The sequence below is a fragment of the Andreprevotia lacus DSM 23236 genome, from assembly GCF_900176275.1.
In the GTDB taxonomy this organism is placed as follows: domain Bacteria; phylum Pseudomonadota; class Gammaproteobacteria; order Burkholderiales; family Chitinibacteraceae; genus Andreprevotia; species Andreprevotia lacus.
Window position 1 is genome coordinate 101396 of record NZ_FWXD01000001.1, and the last position, 16720, is coordinate 118115.

Genomic DNA, 16720 nt, shown 5'->3' on the forward strand with positions numbered 1-16720 from the left:
ACATGATGAACCGGGTTCCTCTTCAGCTTAGCCTTGCCCCGTTGTCCGCGCGCGAGATTGATCTGGCGCTGCATGCGGTGGCGCGGTTGCAATTGCCGCTGTTGCGCGCCATGCGCCAGCCGCACCCGCAGGGGTGCCTGTTGCGGCTGGAGCTGGAGGTCGATCTGGGGGGCGATACGCCACGCTGGTATGCCGAGCGCATTGTTGCGCATCTGTGGCACGCGCTGGGGCGTTTTGTGCGCGCCAGTTGCTGGCTGGAAGGGCAGGCCGAGGCCGACGAGAGCGTGTGGCTGGACTTCGACGAGGGCGATTACCGCGCCTTGCTGCCGGCGTTCCGGCTTAGCCGGCGGATGTAGGTACCAAGCGGCAGGCAACAAAAAACCCGGCCAAGGCCGGGTTTTTTGTTGCAGCTTCTGACAAGAATCAGGCCAGTGCCTTGATGGCAGCGGACAGACGGCTCTTGTGACGAGCAGCCTTGTTCTTGTGGAAGATGTTCTTGTCGGCAATGCTGTCGATGATGCTGACGGATTGCTGGAAAACTGCCTGAGCGGCGGTCTTGTCACCAGCTTCGATCGCCTTCAGCACCTTCTTCACTGCGGTGCGGAATGCCGAACGTTGGCTGGCATTGTGTTGGCGAGCTTGCTCAGCCTGACGCGCACGCTTGCGAGCTTGGGCGCTGTTAGCCATGTCTTGAACTCCAAATCGGTTTGAATTGTACGATCCCGGCTTGCCGGGAAAGGCACACTCGGAAACCGGCGATGATAGCCGTTATCCACGTCGTATGCAAGAGACGCATCGTGCCTTTGGCGGGTGTTGCAACATGTAACTGCCGGTGCCGGAACGAAATTGTCGTCAACGCAGGGGCTTGCGTGGCCGTTTTGATGGGGACATGTGTCGTAACGCCCCAAGGAGGGCCACGATGAAGACCCCGTATATCCATGCCATGTTGCTGTTGCTGGCTGGTGTCAGTGCCGCCAGTCAGGCGCAGGAATTCTATGATCAGGCGCGTGTGCTGAGCAGTACCGCGCAGGTTGAACGCATTAACACCCCGCGCAAGGAATGCTGGACCGAAAGCCGTGAGGTGCGCGAGCAGGGCAATGCCAACGGCACGGTGGGCGCCGTGATCGGTGGCGTGGCCGGCGGCGTGCTGGGCCATCAGGTCGGCGGCGGCCGTGGCCGTGATGCTGCCACCGTGGCCGGTGCGATTGCCGGCACCCTGCTGGGCAACCATCTTGCCAGCGATGAACCACGCTATAGCGAGCGCGATGTGCAGCGCTGCCGCAAGGTGGACGCCTGGGAAGACCGGGTGACCGGGTATCTGGTGACCTATGAATACCGTGGCCATACGATGACCACCACCTTGCCGCAGCAACCGGGTGCGACCATTCCGGTGCGCGTGGATGTGACCCCGGGCTAAGCGCCTGTTGTGCACGCTTGGTCGTGATCTGCAGGTAAACCGGTATCAAGCACCCGGCAAAGCCGGGTTCTCACCGGTTTTGGCAGGTGAGGCAGCGGCTCTTCCCTGTTTTATTCCATACCCCCCGCCCTCGCCGCCGCGAGGGAGCCTCGCTTTGTTCGAAAGCCGCGCGAACGCGGTTATTTCGATCAACCTACCACGGCGCTAACCCAGCTTGGCGAGCAGGCCGGCCAGCATGGCGCGGCCCTCGCTCTTGCTGATCGCCTGCTCGGCCTTGCCGCCGTTGAGGCGGCCGGATACGCGGATATCGTCGGCCGGCAGTTCCTTGAGGAAGCGGCTGGGCTCGGTGATCTGCCATTCGCCGGCACGCTTGCGCTTGCCGCAATAGGTAATGGTGAGCGTGCGCTGCGCGCGCGTGATGCCCACGTACATCAGCCGCCGTTCCTCCTCGACCATGCCGGTTTCGATCGAGTTGGCGTGCGGCAGGATGTCTTCCTCGCAGCCGATCAGGAACACGTGCGGGTATTCCAGCCCCTTGCTGGCGTGCAGGGTGGACATCTTGATCGCGTCCACTTCTTCCTCGTCGCGCCCTTCCAGCATGGTGATCAGTGCAATGGTCTGGCTGACTTCGATCAGGCTGCGTTGCTTTTCCTCGCCCTGGCGGGTGACCCACTGCACCAGCTCCAGCACGTTCTTCCACTTGCTCTCGGCTGGTTTGGGTTCGTCGCTGTCGTACAGCCAGGTTTCGTAGTCAATGGCGTCCAGCAATTCCTTGAGCAATTCGCCGGCCGGCTCGCGCGGTGCGCGGAACTGCATGCGGCCGATGAAATCGCAGAAGGTCTTGAGCGGCTCGTACTGCGTACCCTGCACCTGCCAGATGAAGCCTTCCTCGTATACCGCTTGATAGAGCGAAATCTGCCGGTCGGCGGCATAGGCGCCCAGCCGCTCCAGCGTGACGTTGCCCACGCCACGCTTGGGCGTGGTGACCGCGCGGATGAAGGCCGGGTCATCGTTCTCGTTGGCGATCAGCCGCAGATAGCTGAGGATGTCCTTGATTTCGGCACGGTCAAAAAAGCTTTGCCCGCCGGAAATCAGATAAGGAATCTTGTGCGTGCGCAGCGCGGTTTCGATGATGCGGGCCTGATGGTTGCCGCGATACAGGATGGCGTAGTCCTTGTAGTCCGCACCGGTCTCGAACTTGTGCGCCAGCAGCTTCATCGCCACCAGCTCGGCCTCGTGCTCGTCGCTCTTGCACTCGATCACCTGGATCGGGTCACCCACGCCCAGGTCAGACCACAGCGTTTTCTCGAACAGCTTGGGGTTGTTGGAGATGACCGCATTGGCGCACTTGAGGATGCGCGCCACCGAGCGGTAGTTCTGTTCCAGCTTGATCACCTGCAGCTTGGGAAAGTCGCTCTGCAGTTTGCGCAGGTTTTCCATGTCGGCGCCGCGCCAAGCGTAAATACTCTGGTCGTCGTCGCCCACGGCGGTGAACTGGCCGGTGATGTCGGTCAGCAGCTTCACCATCTGGTACTGGGTCAGGTTGGTGTCCTGATATTCGTCGATCAATAGATAGCGCAGCCGGTGCTGCCACTTTTTCAGCACCTCCTCGTTCTGCTCGAACAGATCGACCGGCAGGCGGATCAGGTCATCGAAGTCCACCGCCTGATACGCCTGCAAGGTGTCCTGATACACACGATAGATGCGCGCCAGATGCAGCTCGCCCTCCGAATCGGCCTGCAGGATCGCCTTGTCGGGCGAGATGCGGTCGTTCTTCATCATCGAAATGCGGCTGACCGTGCTGCGTATCAGTTGCTTGTCGGTGGTGCCCAGGCTGTCGCTGATGATCTTGGCGGCATCGGCGCTGTCGAGGATGGAAAACTGTGTCTTGTAGCCGACATGGCGCGCTTCCTCGCGCATGATGCGCATGCCCAGACTGTGGAAGGTCGAGACGGTCAGCCCGCGCAGCCGGTCGGCGGACATCAGGTGGCCGACACGCTCGCTCATTTCGCGCGCAGCCTTGTTGGTAAAGGTGATGGCGGCGATATTGCGCGCGTCCATGCTGGCCTTCTCGATCAGGTAGGCGATTTTCTGCGTGATCACGCGCGTCTTGCCCGAGCCGGCACCGGCCAGAACCAGACAGGGGCCGTCCAGATATTGCACGGCGGCGCGCTGGGCAGGATTGAGCAGATGCAGCATGATGGGGAAACTCGACAAGGGCTTGGCGCAGCGGGGGATTTTAGCACGCGTGGTGCGCTGGCCCGGTCGTGTGCATGCACCCGTGCGTCGGGCAGAATCGCCGCCGCAGTTGTTGCGTCTGGTGTAAGCTTGTCGTTGCGGAATACATGCTCCGCTGCCGATCAATTGCCTTTTCTGAACGCCATGCCCGAACACATGTTGCCCGTGCGCAAGCAGGACCTGCAGCTAGGCCAGCCAGTGCCGTACGCGATCTTCGACGCGGGCGGCCAGCTGCTGATCTCGGCCGGGCAGACCGTGCGCAGCCCGGAATTGCTGGAAACACTGCAAACCATCGGCATGTACGCAAACCCGCAATGGAACCCGGTGCGCAAGCCCGCTGCAGCCGGTGGCGCACGCGTGCACCGGGCGGAGCCCACGCCGCCGCCCGCACCGACCGCTGCTGCGCGTGGTGCCGAGTTGGCGGCGGAGCGCAAGGTTGCCGAAATCAAGCTCATGCCCGGCACCTGGCTGCAGATCGGCGAGAACGGCGCCAGCGGCCGGCCGAAAACCAGCGTGCGCCTGATCGGCTGGGTGGAAAAAAGCACGGTGTTTCTCAGCAGCGTCAATGCGCAGGGTACGGTACTGCCGTTCCGTGATGGCGAAACGCTGTCGCTCAAGACCATGGCCGGGCGCGATGTGGTGGCTTTTACCTGTGTGGTGAGCAAGGTCAGCTTCACGCCAGTACCGCATCTCATCCTCAGCTATCCCGAGCAGGTGCAGCGCCAGCAGCTGCGCAGCTCGCAACGCATCGATACCGATCTGATCGCCAGCCTGACCCTGGGCGGCAATACGGTGCCGGCGCGGCTGATCAATCTATCGGCCGGTGGTGCGCTGCTGGTATGCAGCACACAGTTGCATGCGGGGTCATCGCTGCAGCTGGCATTCCGGCTGACTGCGGCTGGTACCGAGCACACGCTGTCGATCAAGGCCGAAGTACGCAGCAGCAGCCGTGCCGACGGGCAGGCCGGCATCGAGTTTGTCGAGCCGGGCATGCTGGAGCGGCTGGTGCTGGACAACTTCATTTATCACCAGCTGGTAAACGGTTAAGTCCGGTGGCGTTGTTGCTGTTGCTGCACGTGAACTGTGCCAATGACGAGCGATGGCGAGGCTCCCTCGCGGCGGCGAGGGCCGGGGGGCGTGGAATCAAACAGGGAGAGCCGCTGCGTCACTTGCAAAAACCGGTGAGCGCCCGGCTTTGCCGGGGGTTTGATGCAGTCCACCTGCAGACAATGTGGCCCTTTGTCATGCCAGGCTCGAAAAAACGGCGGCGGATTGCGCCGCCGCCGTGCCCTCGAGGCAGTATCTGTTGCTGTTTATTGTGCTGCTTGTGCCGTCACCGAGCCTGCCGTCGGCAATACATCGACGCGGTAAACGCTGTTACCCAGTGATTTCGCGGTCAGCACCTTGCCGGCCTGGCTCAAGGTGACGCTGTTGCCGGCCACCGTGAACTCCAGCGACAGCGGCGTGGCGTACTTCACGCAATTGGCATCGGTCGCCGGGAAGTCGACCTGACCGCCATTGCTGCTCAGTGCCGGGGCGCAGTAGTCGCGGGCAAAGCGGTAACGGATCACGCTGGACGGCGTAGCCACCCACAGCAGACCGGCATCGACCTTGGATTTCACGTAGTCGAGGTGGGCCTTGTAGCGGGCCACCGGCACCGGTTCGTAACCATCGGTGGCGTTATCGCTCACGCCGTGCATGGTGCGGGTTGCCCAGCCGCCTTGCGCAATGGCCGCATCCACGTGCAGGTTGAGGATTTCGCTGCCCATCGGATAGAGCGAATACTGGCCCGAGATGGTGAACAGATCCCACTTCACCATGTACGGATCGGTGAAGTTGGCTGCATTGATACCCACCGGAGCACCGATGTACTCGATATTGCCGCCACCCAGGTCTCGGTTGGTACCTCGGCCGCCCAGATAACCCGGTGCGCTGCGCAGATAGGCCTGTGCCGCGTCGGTGGCGGTATCGTTCGGCCAGATGAAGTAGGTGGCTTGATAGCCGCCCAGATTGGTGGCGATATCCTGGCGCGAATCGCTGATCTGCACGCTGTTCACCCAGCTGGCATCGCCGCTGCCGCCCAGCGGATGGCTGCGCGAGTGGTCAACGATTTCATGGCCATGGGCAATGAAGGTTTGCGCCGTCGCCCAGTCTGTCGGCAGGCACTGGCCGGTAATGGCGCCAAAGCCGGCCACCAGGCCGCGCTTGGTCAGTTCAGGGTCAGCAATCGCAACCTGGGTTTGCGTGACCACGCTGTAGCAGAAGTCGTCATGCACCATCGAATACGCGGCGGTGGCGCCGTTGCGCCAGGTATCGACCTTGACTGCACCGATGCGCGCCGGCACCACGGTCGGGATCGGTGTTGGCGTGCCGGTAATGACCGGGGTCGGGGTGACCGTGACCACCGGTGTCGGTGTAGTGACCGGGCCGATCAGTGTCCACGGGCCGTACGGATCGTTGGTGGGGGCGCTGTTCTGGTTCCACCACTTGGCGCTGTACTGGTTGCCGTTGTAGATCACGCACATGCCGGTGGTGTAGGCCGGGCTGCCCAGCCATGGCACGCAGTTGCCGCTGACCGGCGTCGGTGTCACGGTCGGGCCGGTGGTTGGTGTGCTGGTGGGTGTCGGCGTGGTGGTGGGTTTGAGCGTCGGGGTGGGGCTGACGGTCGGCGTCGGGGTCGTTGTCGGCTTGAGTGTGGGTGTCGGCGTGGTGGTCGGCTTCAACGTCGGGCTGGGGGTGACGGTGACCGTCGGTGTCGGCGTCGCGCTGATGGTGACCAGTTCCCACGGGCCCCACTGGTCGGCACCGGGGACGTTATTCTGTGTCCACCATTTGGCACGCCAGTCCTGGCCGTTGTAGCTGACGACCTCACCACCGGTGTACACGGTGGTCGGGCTCCATGCCGATGCGGCCAGCGCAGGCATCGCGATCACGATGGCGGGTACTGCCGCCAGCAGACATCGTTCTAACAATCTCATTGCTCCATCCTCTTTTTTGATTTGACCTGGCTTGGTATCCAGCGACGCTGTGTCGCTGCGCGCTACTGTGGCGCGCGGAGGGCATGGCGGGAAGCCGGGATGGAGGGCGTCTTCACGGGTGACAGCGGGTTTGCGTAAAAATCCTGTTTAAACAGTGCCTTGGTGGCAGTTTTGTCTGCCGTGGATTCACGAATGGCAAGGTGTTTTTGCCTGTAGCATGCGCTACGGCGCACGCGCGGCATGGCGCAGGCAAACAAAAAGGGGGCCATTGGCCCCCTTGGTGCGATGCGCAGCAATGCTTACTCTTTCAGCACCATATCGATGCACATCACGGCGGCCACGATCATCTGGCGCAGCGGCGAATCGGCCGGCACGCTCGGGTCTATGGTCAGCATGTAGTTGTCGGCGCTGGTGAACAGCTCTTTGCCCAGGCCGGCCCACTTCTTGGTGACGTTGCCATAGCTCTTGCCGTCTTGCTCGAAATCGAACTCCCAGCTGGTCCACTTGCCCTTGAGCAAGCACAGCGGTTTGCCGGTAGCGTCCTGCAGCTCGAACTTGCCGCCGATGCTCAGCAGCTTTTGCTGGAAGATGCCGATCAGGCGGTCTTGCTCGTCGAGCACTTCAACGCGCGAACGGAAGATGGAAATACCGCGCCGCACGCGCACCACCTGGCCCCCCGTCGGGGTAGTGACCTTGATGTCGAACGGGGTGTAGCGCTTGTAGTCGGTAAAGCGGAATACCTTGGTGAAAATGCCCAGATCCGGCTCGCGGCATTGCAGCACGATCTGGCTGGTGGCCGGGTCATAGATGTCGTAGTTGTTGGCTGCCTTGAGCAGGCCGACATGTTCTTTGACGAAGTACTGATTCTGGGCAAGAGCTGGATGCATGCAAACACCGGATAAGGTTGAAAGTGACGGTATTGTTACTTACGGCGGGCATACGATATCCCGACACGCCTCTTGCCGCAAGTTACCGGCCGCCAGGCGGTATCAGCGTCCCTTGGGCGGGGTCATTTCCTTGGTCTTGTAGTCGCACACGTCGGCAATCACGCAGCGCCAGCACTCGGGCCGGCGCGCCTTGCACACATAGCGGCCGTGCAGGATCAACCAGTGGTGGGCATTGAGACGGAATTCGGGCGCGGTGACCTTGAGCAACTTTTGCTCCACTACGTTCACATCCTTGCCCGGCGCCAGTCCGGTGCGGTTGGAGACGCGAAAGATATGCGTATCGACCGCAATGGTGGGGTGGCCAAAAGCGGTATTCATCACCACATTGGCCGTCTTGCGGCCCACGCCGGGCAGTGCCTCCAGCGACTCGCGGTCTTGCGGTACTTCGCCGCCGTGCTTTTCCAGCAGGATGCGGCAGGTTTCCAGCAGGTGCTTGGCCTTGCTGCGATACAGGCCGATGGTGGCGATATAGCCCTCCAGCCCTTCCTGCCCCAGTGCGAGGATGGCGGCGGGGGTGTTGGCGACCGGGAACAGCCGGCGCGTGGCCTTGTTCACACCTACGTCGGTGGCTTGTGCCGATAACAGCACGGCGGTCAGCAGCTCGAACGGGGTGCTGTATTCCAGCTCGGTGGTCGGGTTCGGGTCCAGTTCGGCCAGTCGATGGTAGAGGATGCGGCGTTTGTCGTTGTTCATGGCGTCAGCGCGGAGCGGATTCGGTCTGATAGCAATGGGCGGGCAGATCGAGCGCGCGTTCGTGCATATAGTGCTGCGCATCGGCAATTGCCTGGTTGTAGATGACAGGTGCCAGCTCGGTCATGAACAGGTCGAGCAGGCCGGCTGCTTGCAGGTTGCCGATTTCCTCGTCCAGATTGCGGTTGCCCCAGTGCTGGATGGCTGCAATCAGGTGCGCCTCCTGCGGTTTGTCGAGTTGCAAGGGCACGGTTACACCTCGTCCGGGATCAGCATGGGCAGGTCGGTTACGCCGATATCGACGCCAGCCTGGAAGAACAGTGTGCTGGCCTGGCCGCGATGGTGGGTCTGATGATTGAACACATGCAGCAGCAACGGCGCGAACGCCTTGCGCATGGCAATGCCCTTGAAGTTCTTGTAATCCAGAACGACATCCAGATCGGCCGGCTGCAGCGCGGCCACCATGCCGCTCAGCGCGTCGTCCAGCACGCTGCGGCGGGCAATGTAGCTGTCGAGGTCCGCACAGGGGATGTCGTTCAGCCCATCGGGCGTAGGCAGGGCGGCCACGCTGGCCAGTGCGGCAAAGCCGGCCGGGTGATGGGTAAAACGCTTCAGCCAGATGGTATCGGCAACGATCAGGTGATTGAGTGTACCGAGGATGGAGCCAAAGAATGCACCCCGCTCCTGCGTCAGCGCACCGGCCGGCAGCTGGCGGGCGGCATCGATGAGCTTGGCGTTCATCCATGCGTTGTAACGGGCCAGAAGGGCAAATTGTTCAAGCTGGGACATCGGCATGTGCTCCACGGTTGGCAGGCTGCTGATCCTAGCAGGAAAGGTGGCGCTGCAGTTTGATGCGAGTGCCGGGCCCCGCTGCCGGCTACACTGGTAATCAATCCGGCCCCGGCCAGATCGCGAGGATGAGACCATGCGTAGTTGGGCTTGGCTGTTGCTGTTGTTGATGTGTCAGGCGTGTGCCGACGATGCCGCGCAACTGCGCGTGCCGGATGGCTTTCGCATCAGTGCATTCGCCCGCGTACCCGGTGCGCGCGGCATGGCACTGGGCGGGCAGACGCTGTTTGTCGGCAGCCGTGGCGACGCGGTGTATGCGGTGCCGCTGGGGCGCGACGGCAAGGCGGGCGAAGCGGTGCAGATTGCCAACGGGCTGACCCTGCCCATCGGGGTTGCGTTTCGCAACGGTGATCTTTATGCATCGTCGGTCGACCGCATCCTGCGCTGGCCGGGCATCGAGGCCAAGCCGGGCAAGCCGCCGCAGCCACAGGTGTTTTATGCCGGCCTGCCGGCCGAGCGGCACCATGGCGGGCGTTATCTGGGCTTTGGCCCGGATGGCTGGCTATATTTTGGTGTGGGCGCACCGTGCAATATCTGCGCACCAGAGCCGGATACCTACGCCAACCTGCAGCGCATTTCGCCCGATGGCCGCAAGCGCGAGGTGGTGGCACGCGGCATCCGCAACACGGTGGGGTTTGACTGGCAGCCGGGCAGCAAGGCGTTATGGTTTACCGACAACGGCCGCGACTGGCTGGGCGATGATCTGCCATCGGACGAACTGAACCGCAGCACGCAGCCGGGCCAGCACTTCGGCTATCCCTACTGCCATCAGGGCGATCTGGCCGACCCGGAGTTCGGTGCACAGCACGCCTGCAGCGAGTTCGTGCCGCCTGCTGCCAAGCTGGGCGCGCATGTAGCCTCGCTGGGCATGCGCTTTTACACGGGTACGCAATTTCCGGCGGCGTATCGCGGGCAGATTTTCATTGCCGAGCATGGCTCGTGGAACCGCAGCAGCAAGGTGGGCTACCGCGTGGTGCGGGCGCGGCTGGATGCGCAGGGGCGGGTGGCCGAAGTCGTGCCCTTTATCGAGGGCTGGCTGCAAGGGCAGGCAGCCTGGGGGCGGCCGGTGGACATCATCGTTGCACCGGATGGGGCTTTGCTGGTGTCGGATGATGAGGGCGGGGTGATCTGGCGGGTGGGTTATGAGGGGCGGCGCTGACGTGCTCAGGGCAGCGCCAGCAGCTGGGCGTAGTCTGCGGCATCGCTGATGCTGTTGTGATCGGTGTGGGCGAGGGTGTGCACCCGCACGGACTGGCGGCCAAATGCGGCAATCAGCGCCAGCGAGCGCCCGCGCGCAATGACCTGGTCATCGCTGGCCAGCAGTACGCTGACCGGGGCGCTGATGCGGCTGGCGTAGCGCCAGGACTCATATTTGTCTTGCAGCAGCCACGATACCGGCAGCCATGGAAACTGTTGCTGCGCGACGTTCTGCACGCTGTCGTACGGCGTGACCAGCACCAGTCGCGTGACCGGGCGCTGCGCGGCAAGCTGCACCGCCACGCCACTGCCCAGACTGCGGCCGATGACGGTAATGCTGGCATGGCGGGTGTGCAGCCAGTCGAAGGTTTTCAGCGCATCGCCGACCAGCGCGGCCTCGCTTGGCTCGCCCGTGCTGCCACCATAGCCGCGATAGTGCTGCAGATAGATGGCCTGATCGGGAAATGCCGCAGCCAGCAACGGCAGCGTTTGCGACGCATCCTCTGCATTGCCGCCGAAATACAGCACGGCGCCGGGGCCGCTCGCCGGGCGGGTAGACAGCTGCAGTCTGGCATCGCCCACGTCGAGCATTAGCGTGTTGCTTGCGTTGGCAAGCAGGGCAGGGGCCGGGAAGTAGAGCAGCTTGCGTTGCCACAGATAGAGCGCGGCGCAGACTATCAGCCAGGCCAGCAGTACCAGCCGCGCCAGTTTCAGGGTGACTTTCAGCAAGGCGTGCATGTCGGGCGGCCTGTTTCAGAGCTCGACAAGCTGGTTGGCATGATCAAAGTAAAAGATGTTTTCGTGCTTGAAACCCCAGCGTCCATCCTGCTGCCGCACATGCGGCTCATAGGTAAAGAACGGCAGCTCGCCGAGCCGGGTGCCCTTGCCACGTTCTATGAAGGTGCGGTCTTCACGCCGGGTGGCAATGCTATGCCCGACGTTGCCGAGGAAGTCGAGATTCTCGAACCCGGCTGCGGCAATCTGCGCGGCCGACCAGTCGAACAATTCGCTGCAGCGGGTGTCTGGTGTGACGAAATGCCGCATGGCAGCGTGCAGGCCGGTCAGAAAACGCTGGCCTGCTTGCAGCTGAGGGTCTGTGGGGGCTGCGCTGATCCGGCCGTTTTCGAGGTAGAAAGAGCGGGCGCAATCTCCCCAATGACCGTCGATGCTGGGGCTGAGGTCGACGGTGATCAGATTGTAGTGGCCCAGGAGCGTGCGGCTGGCTTCATAGTCGCGGCCGGAAATGGACAGGCAGGAGCGCTCGCCCGCCAGCACGAAGGCCGGGCAGTTGTAGTACCACGTATCGGGGGCGCCCAGCTCACACAGCAATCGGTAGGCGGTCTGCGTAATGCTGTATTCGCTGTCATCCGGCGTGATGTGGGCTGGCAGTGCGGCCAGCACCGCTTTGGCGATGTCCTGTACGTGGCGATGGGCTGCAATCAGCGCGGTATCGGGCATGTGCTTACTGCTCTTTGCGCAACGCTGCTGCCCGCGCCATGGCTGCGGCAATGCGTGCCTGCTTTTGTGCGTCGGCATCGCTGGTCTGGGGCTCAGCCGGAGGTGGGGTGTGGGCGCCGGCCAGCTTGGCCTGTGCGCGTGCCATCATCGCCGCGATCTTGGCCTGGCGGGCGTCGGCAGCGCTTGGTGTCGGTGTCTCGGCAACGGGGGATGCTGCCCGTGGCGATCTGGCCGCGAGCCGTGCCGCGCGCTCTTGTGCATCGCGCTGCAGGCGGAACTGGCGGAAGCGGTAGCGTTCGCGCGCGTGGCTGCGCTCGGGTTCTGCCAGCCGTGCCGGGCGTGCTGGCTGCAGTGCAGGCAGGGTGATGCAATCGACCGGACAGGGCGGCACGCACAGGCCGCAGCCGGTGCATTCGGCGGCGATCACCGTATGCATCAGCTTGGCTGCGCCGACGATGGCATCGGTGGGACAGGCCTGAATGCACAGCGTACAGCCTATGCAGCGCGTTTCGTCGATGACGGCCAGCTCGCGTGGCTTGTCCACGCCGTGCTGCGGGTTGAGTGCAATGACGGCCCGCCCCAGCAGGGCGGCCAGCGCGGCAATGCCGGCGGCACCGCCCGGCGGGCACTGGTTGATGTCGGCCTCGCCGCCGGCGATGGCGGCTGCGTAGGGCTGGCAGCCGTCAAAGCCGCACTGTCTGCATTGCGTTTGCGGCAGGATGGCGTCGATACGGGCGATCAACGCCGGGTCGGGCGTGTTCACTGGCGGGCAATCGCGTCGACGCAATCCGCCACCAGTTGCGGGCCGCGATAGATCAGGCCGCTGTAGACCTGCACCAGCGATGCGCCGGCCTGGATTTTCTCCAGTGCGTGCTCGCCCTCGGTAATGCCGCCTACGCCGATGATGGGCAGCGCGCCATCCAGCGCCTCGGCCAGCTCGCGGATCACGTGGGTGGATTTGGCGCGCACCGGTGCGCCGGACAGCCCGCCGGCCTCGTTGCCGTGCTTGAGGTGCTCGACCCCGACGCGCGACAGCGTGGTGTTGGTGGCGATCACACCATCAATCTTGTTGGCGATCAGTCGCTCGGCAATATCCTGGATCTGATGTTCATCCAGATCAGGGGCGATCTTCAGTGTCACCGGCACATAGCGGCCATGCTTATCGGCCAGCTCGGTCTGCTTCTGCTTGAGCGCGGCCAGCAGCTGATTCAGCTCGTCGGCCTGTTGCAGCTGGCGCAGATTCTTGGTGTTGGGCGAGCTGATGTTGACCGTGACGTAGCTGGCGTAGGGGTAAACCTTTTCCAGCCCGATCAGGTAATCGCTGGTGGCGTTTTCGATCGGCGTATCGAAGTTCTTGCCGATGTTGATGCCCAGAATGCCCTTGTACTGCGCGCGCTTCACGTTCTCGACCAGCGCATCCACGCCGTCATTGTTGAAGCCCATGCGGTTGATGATGCCCTCGGCATGCGGCAGGCGGAAAATGCGCGGCTTGGGGTTGCCCGGTTGCGGGCGCGGGGTGACGGTGCCCACTTCGATGAAGCCGAAGCCGAAGTCGGCCAGCGCGTCGAGGTGGGCGCCGTTCTTGTCCAAACCTGCAGCAAGGCCAACCGGGTTGGGAAAGTCGATGCCCATCACCTTGGTCGGCAACGGGGCAATGCCCGGCGTGAATACGCGCAAAAAGCCCAGGCCGTGCAGCATGTCGGCACTGCTCAGGGTCAGATTGTGGGCGCGCTCGCCGTCCAGCATGAACAGCAGCGGGCGAATCAGTCCGTAACTCATCGGCCGCGTGCCTCGCAAGCGTCAATGGTGTTCTGCATCAGCGTCGCTACCGTCATCAGGCCCACGCCGCCTGGCACCGGGGTGATCCAGCTGGCGTTTTCCCTGGCCACATCGAATTCCACGTCGCCGCACAGCTTGCCCGATTCAAGGCGGTTGATGCCCACATCGATGACGACCGCTCCCGGCTTGATCCACTCACCCTTCACAAAATTGGGGATGCCCACACCGGCCACCACCACGTCGGCGCCGCGCACCTTGTCGGCCAGGTCCTTGGTTTTGCTGTGGCAGACGGTGACGGTGGCGCGGGCCAGCAGCAGCTCCAGCGCTTGCGGGCGGCCGACGATGTTGGATGCACCGACGATGACTGCATCCTTGCCCACCAGATCAATGCCGGTCTTTTCCAGCAGGGTCATCACGCCGCGCGGCGTGCACGGACGCAGCAGCGGCATCTTCAGCGCCAGACGGCCGATGTTGTAGGGGTGGAAGCCATCGACGTCCTTGGCCGGGTCAATCAGTTCGATGATTTTCTCTGCGTTCAAGTGCTTGGGCAGTGGCAGTTGCACCAGGATGCCGTCCACGGCATCGTCGTGGTTCAGCTTGGTCACCAGCGCCAGCAGATCGGCCTCAGATGTTTCGGCCGGCAGGTCATAAGCAATCGAGGTGATGCCGGCGTTTTCGCACTGGCGCTTCTTGTTGCCCACGTACACCTGCGAGGCCGGATCGCTGCCCACCAGCACCACGGCCAGTGCCGGTGCGCGTTTGCCGCCAGCAAGGCGGGCATCCACCCGGGCGCGTACCTGCGCAATGATTTCCTGCGAAATGGCTTTACCGTCAAGGATCTGGGCGGTCATCTGGGGCTCCGGGCGGGCTGATGCAAAGCGCGTATTCTCGCATTTTCACCCCCGCCGCTCAAATTCTGCATGCGGCAGGCTTGACGTAGCGCAACGGGGCCTGTTAAATTCCTGCCTCTGTTCGGGGCGTAGCGCAGCCTGGTAGCGCATCTGCTTTGGGAGCAGAGGGTCGTGAGTTCGAATCCCACCGCCCCGACCAGCAACAGTATGTTATGATCGTTCTTTGCTCTTTAGGTACCGGCGCTCGTAGCTCAACCGGATAGAGCAACGGCCTTCTAAGCCGTAGGTTACAGGTTCGATTCCTGTCGGGCGCGCCATGTGGCCCCGAAAAAAATCGCCCGAATTCGTCATGCACAGTAGTGCGTGACCCCAGTTTCGGTGGTGGCTGTAGCTCAGTTGGTAGAGTCCAGGATTGTGATTCCTGTCGTCGTGGGTTCGAGTCCCATCAGCCACCCCATCCAAATAGAAAGCCCCCGAGAAATCGGGGGCTTTTTGCATTGGCCACATCCAACCGGCCGTGTTTGCATCAACCACATTCCGCGCGATGCAATGCCCGTGGCTGGCGTTAGCCGCTTGTGCTGTGGCATCGTCGGCTTTTGACAGGTCGAAATACATGGAATTGATCCCGCCCAACCGTGCCTATCAAGCCAGCTATCGTGCCTATATCGCCGAGCTGGGCGATGAAGTGCGCTACCCGTTCACCATGGATTTGCCGCATGACGATTTCGACAGCCTGCTGCACAGGCTGGCCGAAATCGAGCAGGGCATTGCGCTGCTGCCCGGGCATGTTTCATCCAGCACCTACTGGCTGGTGGACGATGGCGAGTTGATCGGTGTATCCAACCTGCGCCATGTGTTGAATGAGCGCATACGGCACATTGGCGGGCATGTCGGGTTGGGCATACGCCCGAGCCGGCGCGGGCAGGGCTTGGGGACGCGGTTGCTGGCGCAAACGCTGGTTGCTGCAGGCGCGCGTGGCTTGCGGGATATTCATGTGCATTGCTATGCCGACAACCATCCTTCTGCGCGCATGATTGTGGCCAATGGCGGCGTGCTGGATTCGACCGTGCAGCTTGAAGACCGGGTGGTAGAGCGTTACCGCATCGCGTCCTGATCCGCCGGCCGCCCCGGGCGGGACGGCCATGCGTAGCGGTGTCGGTTACAGCCCCGGATAGCGCACCGTTGTACCCGGCACGCCGCAGCCCCACAGCGAATACGGGTCGGCGGCTTCGTTGATGCCCTCGCCGTAAGGCGAGCGTGCCACGTGCAGGTGTGCCAGCGCACAACTGCCCAGCTCGGTGGCGTAAATGGCTTGCGGGGTGCACAACACGCGGTGGGTCATGCTGTGCTGCGACGGGAAGGCGATGGTCTGCTGTTTTTCCACGCGGCTGTAGTCGGCATTCATGGTCAGTTCGACCACGCCGTTGAGTGCATTGCCCGAGGCCATTGAAGACGCCAGCAGGTAAATCAGCGGCTGCGTTGCGGCCGGCGGGAAGCCGAGGTGGATGAAGCCGGCACCGGCAGCCGGGGCGCTGCCCAGCTTGTAGAAGTCGATCTGCCCGTTGGCGCGGATGCGGCCGAAGCTGCCGTTGCCGCCGGCCGAGTTGCCCAGCAGGGCAAACCACAGATTGCCATCCGGCCCCGGCACCATGCCGACCGGTGTGCTGCCGTGCTCTGGCGGTACGGGGATGACGCTGGGCTGTTCTGCGCTGCTGGCCGGGATGCGGAACAGCGCGCTGGATTGATCCAGCGTGGCGTATACGTCGCCGCTGGTGGGGTGCAACTGCGCGAAGATGGGGCGCGGCGGGCAGTCGATGATGCGGAAGTTGGCCGGATTGTCGGCATCGATCCGCACCACGTGATGGCTGTCCTTGCATGATGCCCACAGCGTATTGCCATGCTCGGCCACCACGTGCGGGCCGCGCGCCGGGGCGGGCAGCTTGATGCGCTTGAGCACGCGTGGCGCCGCGTGCAGGTCTTCGGCCACCGGATCAACCAGGATCAGCTCGGAGGTGAACTGCAGCGTGATCCACACGCAGCCAGGGTGGTTTTTCGAGACCGTCAGGCCGTGCAGGCCGGTGAAGGCGTTGTCGATGACATGGCTGGCCGCTTCCAGCGGGCGGCCGCTGTGCGGATCGACCCGCACCTTGACCACGGCCCCGGAGGGTTGCTGTGAAACCAGCAAGGTCGTCGGCGCGATGGCGATGACTTCATGCGTCTGGCTGGAGGCGGGCAGCGGATATTCGACCACGCTTTTCAGTGCGAGGATGGGTGAATTGATTGCGGCTTCGGTCATTGGGCTCATGCCTGCAAGGG

The 16720-nt window shown here is 63.1% G+C and carries 18 protein-coding genes and 3 tRNA genes; 8 read left to right on the forward strand and 13 right to left on the reverse strand.

Annotated elements, in window-relative coordinates; translation table 11 throughout:
* Positions 1 to 2: 2 nt before the first annotated feature.
* Positions 3 to 356, forward strand: a complete 354-nt coding sequence (locus B9A19_RS00600) for a hypothetical protein (protein WP_176216719.1) — start codon at positions 3 to 5, stop codon at positions 354 to 356.
* Between the two features lie 67 nt (positions 357 to 423).
* Here B9A19_RS00600 and rpsT read toward each other — a convergent pair whose 3' ends face one another.
* Positions 424 to 687: a 30S ribosomal protein S20 gene (gene rpsT / locus B9A19_RS00605; protein WP_084088604.1), complete on the reverse strand. Its 264-nt coding sequence runs from the start codon at positions 685 to 687 to the stop codon at positions 424 to 426.
* 232 nt (positions 688 to 919) lie between these two features.
* Between rpsT and B9A19_RS00610 the strand changes: the two genes are divergently transcribed.
* Positions 920 to 1417, forward strand: a complete 498-nt coding sequence (locus B9A19_RS00610) for a glycine zipper 2TM domain-containing protein (protein WP_245804228.1) — start codon at positions 920 to 922, stop codon at positions 1415 to 1417.
* A 204-nt stretch (positions 1418 to 1621) separates the two neighbouring features.
* Here B9A19_RS00610 and B9A19_RS00615 read toward each other — a convergent pair whose 3' ends face one another.
* Positions 1622 to 3616 (reverse strand): UvrD-helicase domain-containing protein, encoded by a 1995-nt coding sequence (locus B9A19_RS00615; protein ID WP_084088606.1) that lies wholly within the window; start codon positions 3614 to 3616, stop codon positions 1622 to 1624.
* Between the two features lie 183 nt (positions 3617 to 3799).
* Here B9A19_RS00615 and B9A19_RS00620 point away from each other — a divergent pair, with 183 nt between their 5' ends.
* Positions 3800 to 4702, forward strand: coding sequence for a flagellar brake protein (locus tag B9A19_RS00620; RefSeq protein ID WP_176216720.1), 903 nt, complete (start codon positions 3800 to 3802; stop codon positions 4700 to 4702).
* Between the two features lie 266 nt (positions 4703 to 4968).
* Here B9A19_RS00620 and B9A19_RS23210 read toward each other — a convergent pair whose 3' ends face one another.
* From B9A19_RS23210 to B9A19_RS00650, 5 genes are all read right to left on the reverse strand, one after another.
* Positions 4969 to 6633 (reverse strand): carbohydrate-binding protein, encoded by a 1665-nt coding sequence (locus B9A19_RS23210; protein ID WP_084088608.1) that lies wholly within the window; start codon positions 6631 to 6633, stop codon positions 4969 to 4971.
* Positions 6634 to 6932: 299 nt separating this feature from the next.
* Positions 6933 to 7520 carry an LURP-one-related family protein gene (locus B9A19_RS00635; RefSeq protein WP_084088610.1) on the reverse strand — a complete coding sequence of 196 codons (588 nt, stop codon included), beginning with the start codon at positions 7518 to 7520 and terminating at the stop codon, positions 6933 to 6935.
* 102 nt (positions 7521 to 7622) lie between these two features.
* Positions 7623 to 8273 carry an endonuclease III gene (gene nth / locus B9A19_RS00640; protein ID WP_084088611.1) on the reverse strand — a complete coding sequence of 217 codons (651 nt, stop codon included), beginning with the start codon at positions 8271 to 8273 and terminating at the stop codon, positions 7623 to 7625.
* Positions 8274 to 8277: 4 nt separating this feature from the next.
* Positions 8278 to 8520, reverse strand: a complete 243-nt coding sequence (locus B9A19_RS00645) for a DUF2164 domain-containing protein (RefSeq protein WP_084088612.1) — start codon at positions 8518 to 8520, stop codon at positions 8278 to 8280.
* A 2-nt stretch (positions 8521 to 8522) separates the two neighbouring features.
* Positions 8523 to 9059 (reverse strand): DinB family protein, encoded by a 537-nt coding sequence (locus tag B9A19_RS00650; protein ID WP_084088824.1) that lies wholly within the window; start codon positions 9057 to 9059, stop codon positions 8523 to 8525.
* A 136-nt stretch (positions 9060 to 9195) separates the two neighbouring features.
* Between B9A19_RS00650 and B9A19_RS00655 the strand changes: the two genes are divergently transcribed.
* A complete protein-coding gene (locus tag B9A19_RS00655) occupies positions 9196 to 10278 on the forward strand; it encodes a PQQ-dependent sugar dehydrogenase (protein ID WP_217806936.1) in 1083 nt (360 codons plus the stop codon).
* A gap of 5 nt (positions 10279 to 10283) precedes the next feature.
* On the opposite strand, the gene B9A19_RS00660 is transcribed toward B9A19_RS00655, so the two are convergent.
* Genes B9A19_RS00660 through folD form a run of 5 tightly spaced genes read right to left on the reverse strand, consistent with a single transcriptional unit; the run spans position 10284 to position 14404 of the window.
* Complete coding sequence (locus tag B9A19_RS00660; RefSeq protein WP_084088613.1) at positions 10284 to 11054, reverse strand: alpha/beta hydrolase; 771 nt, start codon at positions 11052 to 11054, stop codon at positions 10284 to 10286.
* A gap of 15 nt (positions 11055 to 11069) precedes the next feature.
* Positions 11070 to 11774, reverse strand: coding sequence for a M24 family metallopeptidase (locus B9A19_RS00665; protein ID WP_084088614.1), 705 nt, complete (start codon positions 11772 to 11774; stop codon positions 11070 to 11072).
* 4 nt (positions 11775 to 11778) lie between these two features.
* Positions 11779 to 12537: an RnfABCDGE type electron transport complex subunit B gene (locus B9A19_RS00670; protein ID WP_084088615.1), complete on the reverse strand. Its 759-nt coding sequence runs from the start codon at positions 12535 to 12537 to the stop codon at positions 11779 to 11781.
* A complete protein-coding gene (locus tag B9A19_RS00675; RefSeq protein ID WP_084088616.1) occupies positions 12534 to 13553 on the reverse strand; it encodes a quinone-dependent dihydroorotate dehydrogenase in 1020 nt (339 codons plus the stop codon). The genes B9A19_RS00670 and B9A19_RS00675 overlap by 4 nt, the downstream gene beginning before the upstream one ends.
* The gene (gene folD, locus B9A19_RS00680; RefSeq protein ID WP_084088617.1) at positions 13550 to 14404 is read right to left on the reverse strand and encodes a bifunctional methylenetetrahydrofolate dehydrogenase/methenyltetrahydrofolate cyclohydrolase FolD; all 855 of its coding nucleotides are present in this window, start codon (positions 14402 to 14404) and stop codon (positions 13550 to 13552) included. The genes B9A19_RS00675 and folD overlap by 4 nt, the downstream gene beginning before the upstream one ends.
* A gap of 122 nt (positions 14405 to 14526) precedes the next feature.
* On the opposite strand from folD, the gene B9A19_RS00685 reads away from it, so the two are divergent.
* The 4 genes from B9A19_RS00685 (at position 14527) to B9A19_RS00700 (ending at position 15518) form a co-directional block, all read left to right on the forward strand.
* A tRNA-Pro gene (locus B9A19_RS00685) sits at positions 14527 to 14603 on the forward strand.
* 41 nt (positions 14604 to 14644) lie between these two features.
* Positions 14645 to 14721, forward strand: a tRNA-Arg gene (locus B9A19_RS00690).
* Between the two features lie 64 nt (positions 14722 to 14785).
* Positions 14786 to 14861 (forward strand) — tRNA-His (locus tag B9A19_RS00695).
* Positions 14862 to 15017: 156 nt separating this feature from the next.
* Positions 15018 to 15518, forward strand: coding sequence for a GNAT family N-acetyltransferase (locus tag B9A19_RS00700; RefSeq protein ID WP_084088618.1), 501 nt, complete (start codon positions 15018 to 15020; stop codon positions 15516 to 15518).
* A 45-nt stretch (positions 15519 to 15563) separates the two neighbouring features.
* Here B9A19_RS00700 and B9A19_RS00705 read toward each other — a convergent pair whose 3' ends face one another.
* Positions 15564 to 16700 (reverse strand): NHL repeat-containing protein, encoded by a 1137-nt coding sequence (locus B9A19_RS00705; RefSeq protein WP_084088619.1) that lies wholly within the window; start codon positions 16698 to 16700, stop codon positions 15564 to 15566.
* Between the last annotated feature and the right edge of the window lie 20 nt (positions 16701 to 16720).

Bases quoted from the DNA above. Each gene is read 5' to 3' on its own strand.
- B9A19_RS00705 (WP_084088619.1), bottom strand. From the start codon at position 16,700: ATGACCGAAGCCGCAATCAATTCACCCATCCTCGCACTGAAAAGCGTG.
- B9A19_RS00655 (WP_217806936.1), top strand. From the start codon at position 9,196: ATGCGTAGTTGGGCTTGGCTGTTGCTGTTGTTGATGTGTCAGGCGTGT.
- B9A19_RS00620 (WP_176216720.1), top strand. From the start codon at position 3,800: ATGCCCGAACACATGTTGCCCGTGCGCAAGCAGGACCTGCAGCTAGGC.
- rpsT (WP_084088604.1), bottom strand. From the start codon at position 687: ATGGCTAACAGCGCCCAAGCTCGCAAGCGTGCGCGTCAGGCTGAGCAA.
- B9A19_RS23210 (WP_084088608.1), bottom strand. From the start codon at position 6,633: ATGAGATTGTTAGAACGATGTCTGCTGGCGGCAGTACCCGCCATCGTG.
- B9A19_RS00675 (WP_084088616.1), bottom strand. From the start codon at position 13,553: ATGAGTTACGGACTGATTCGCCCGCTGCTGTTCATGCTGGACGGCGAG.
- B9A19_RS00635 (WP_084088610.1), bottom strand. From the start codon at position 7,520: ATGCATCCAGCTCTTGCCCAGAATCAGTACTTCGTCAAAGAACATGTC.
- B9A19_RS00665 (WP_084088614.1), bottom strand. From the start codon at position 11,774: ATGCCCGATACCGCGCTGATTGCAGCCCATCGCCACGTACAGGACATC.
- B9A19_RS00650 (WP_084088824.1), bottom strand. From the start codon at position 9,059: ATGTCCCAGCTTGAACAATTTGCCCTTCTGGCCCGTTACAACGCATGG.
- nth (WP_084088611.1), bottom strand. From the start codon at position 8,273: ATGAACAACGACAAACGCCGCATCCTCTACCATCGACTGGCCGAACTG.
- B9A19_RS00660 (WP_084088613.1), bottom strand. From the start codon at position 11,054: ATGCACGCCTTGCTGAAAGTCACCCTGAAACTGGCGCGGCTGGTACTG.
- B9A19_RS00610 (WP_245804228.1), top strand. From the start codon at position 920: ATGAAGACCCCGTATATCCATGCCATGTTGCTGTTGCTGGCTGGTGTC.
- folD (WP_084088617.1), bottom strand. From the start codon at position 14,404: ATGACCGCCCAGATCCTTGACGGTAAAGCCATTTCGCAGGAAATCATT.
- B9A19_RS00700 (WP_084088618.1), top strand. From the start codon at position 15,018: ATGGAATTGATCCCGCCCAACCGTGCCTATCAAGCCAGCTATCGTGCC.
- B9A19_RS00600 (WP_176216719.1), top strand. From the start codon at position 3: ATGATGAACCGGGTTCCTCTTCAGCTTAGCCTTGCCCCGTTGTCCGCG.
- B9A19_RS00615 (WP_084088606.1), bottom strand. From the start codon at position 3,616: ATGCTGCATCTGCTCAATCCTGCCCAGCGCGCCGCCGTGCAATATCTG.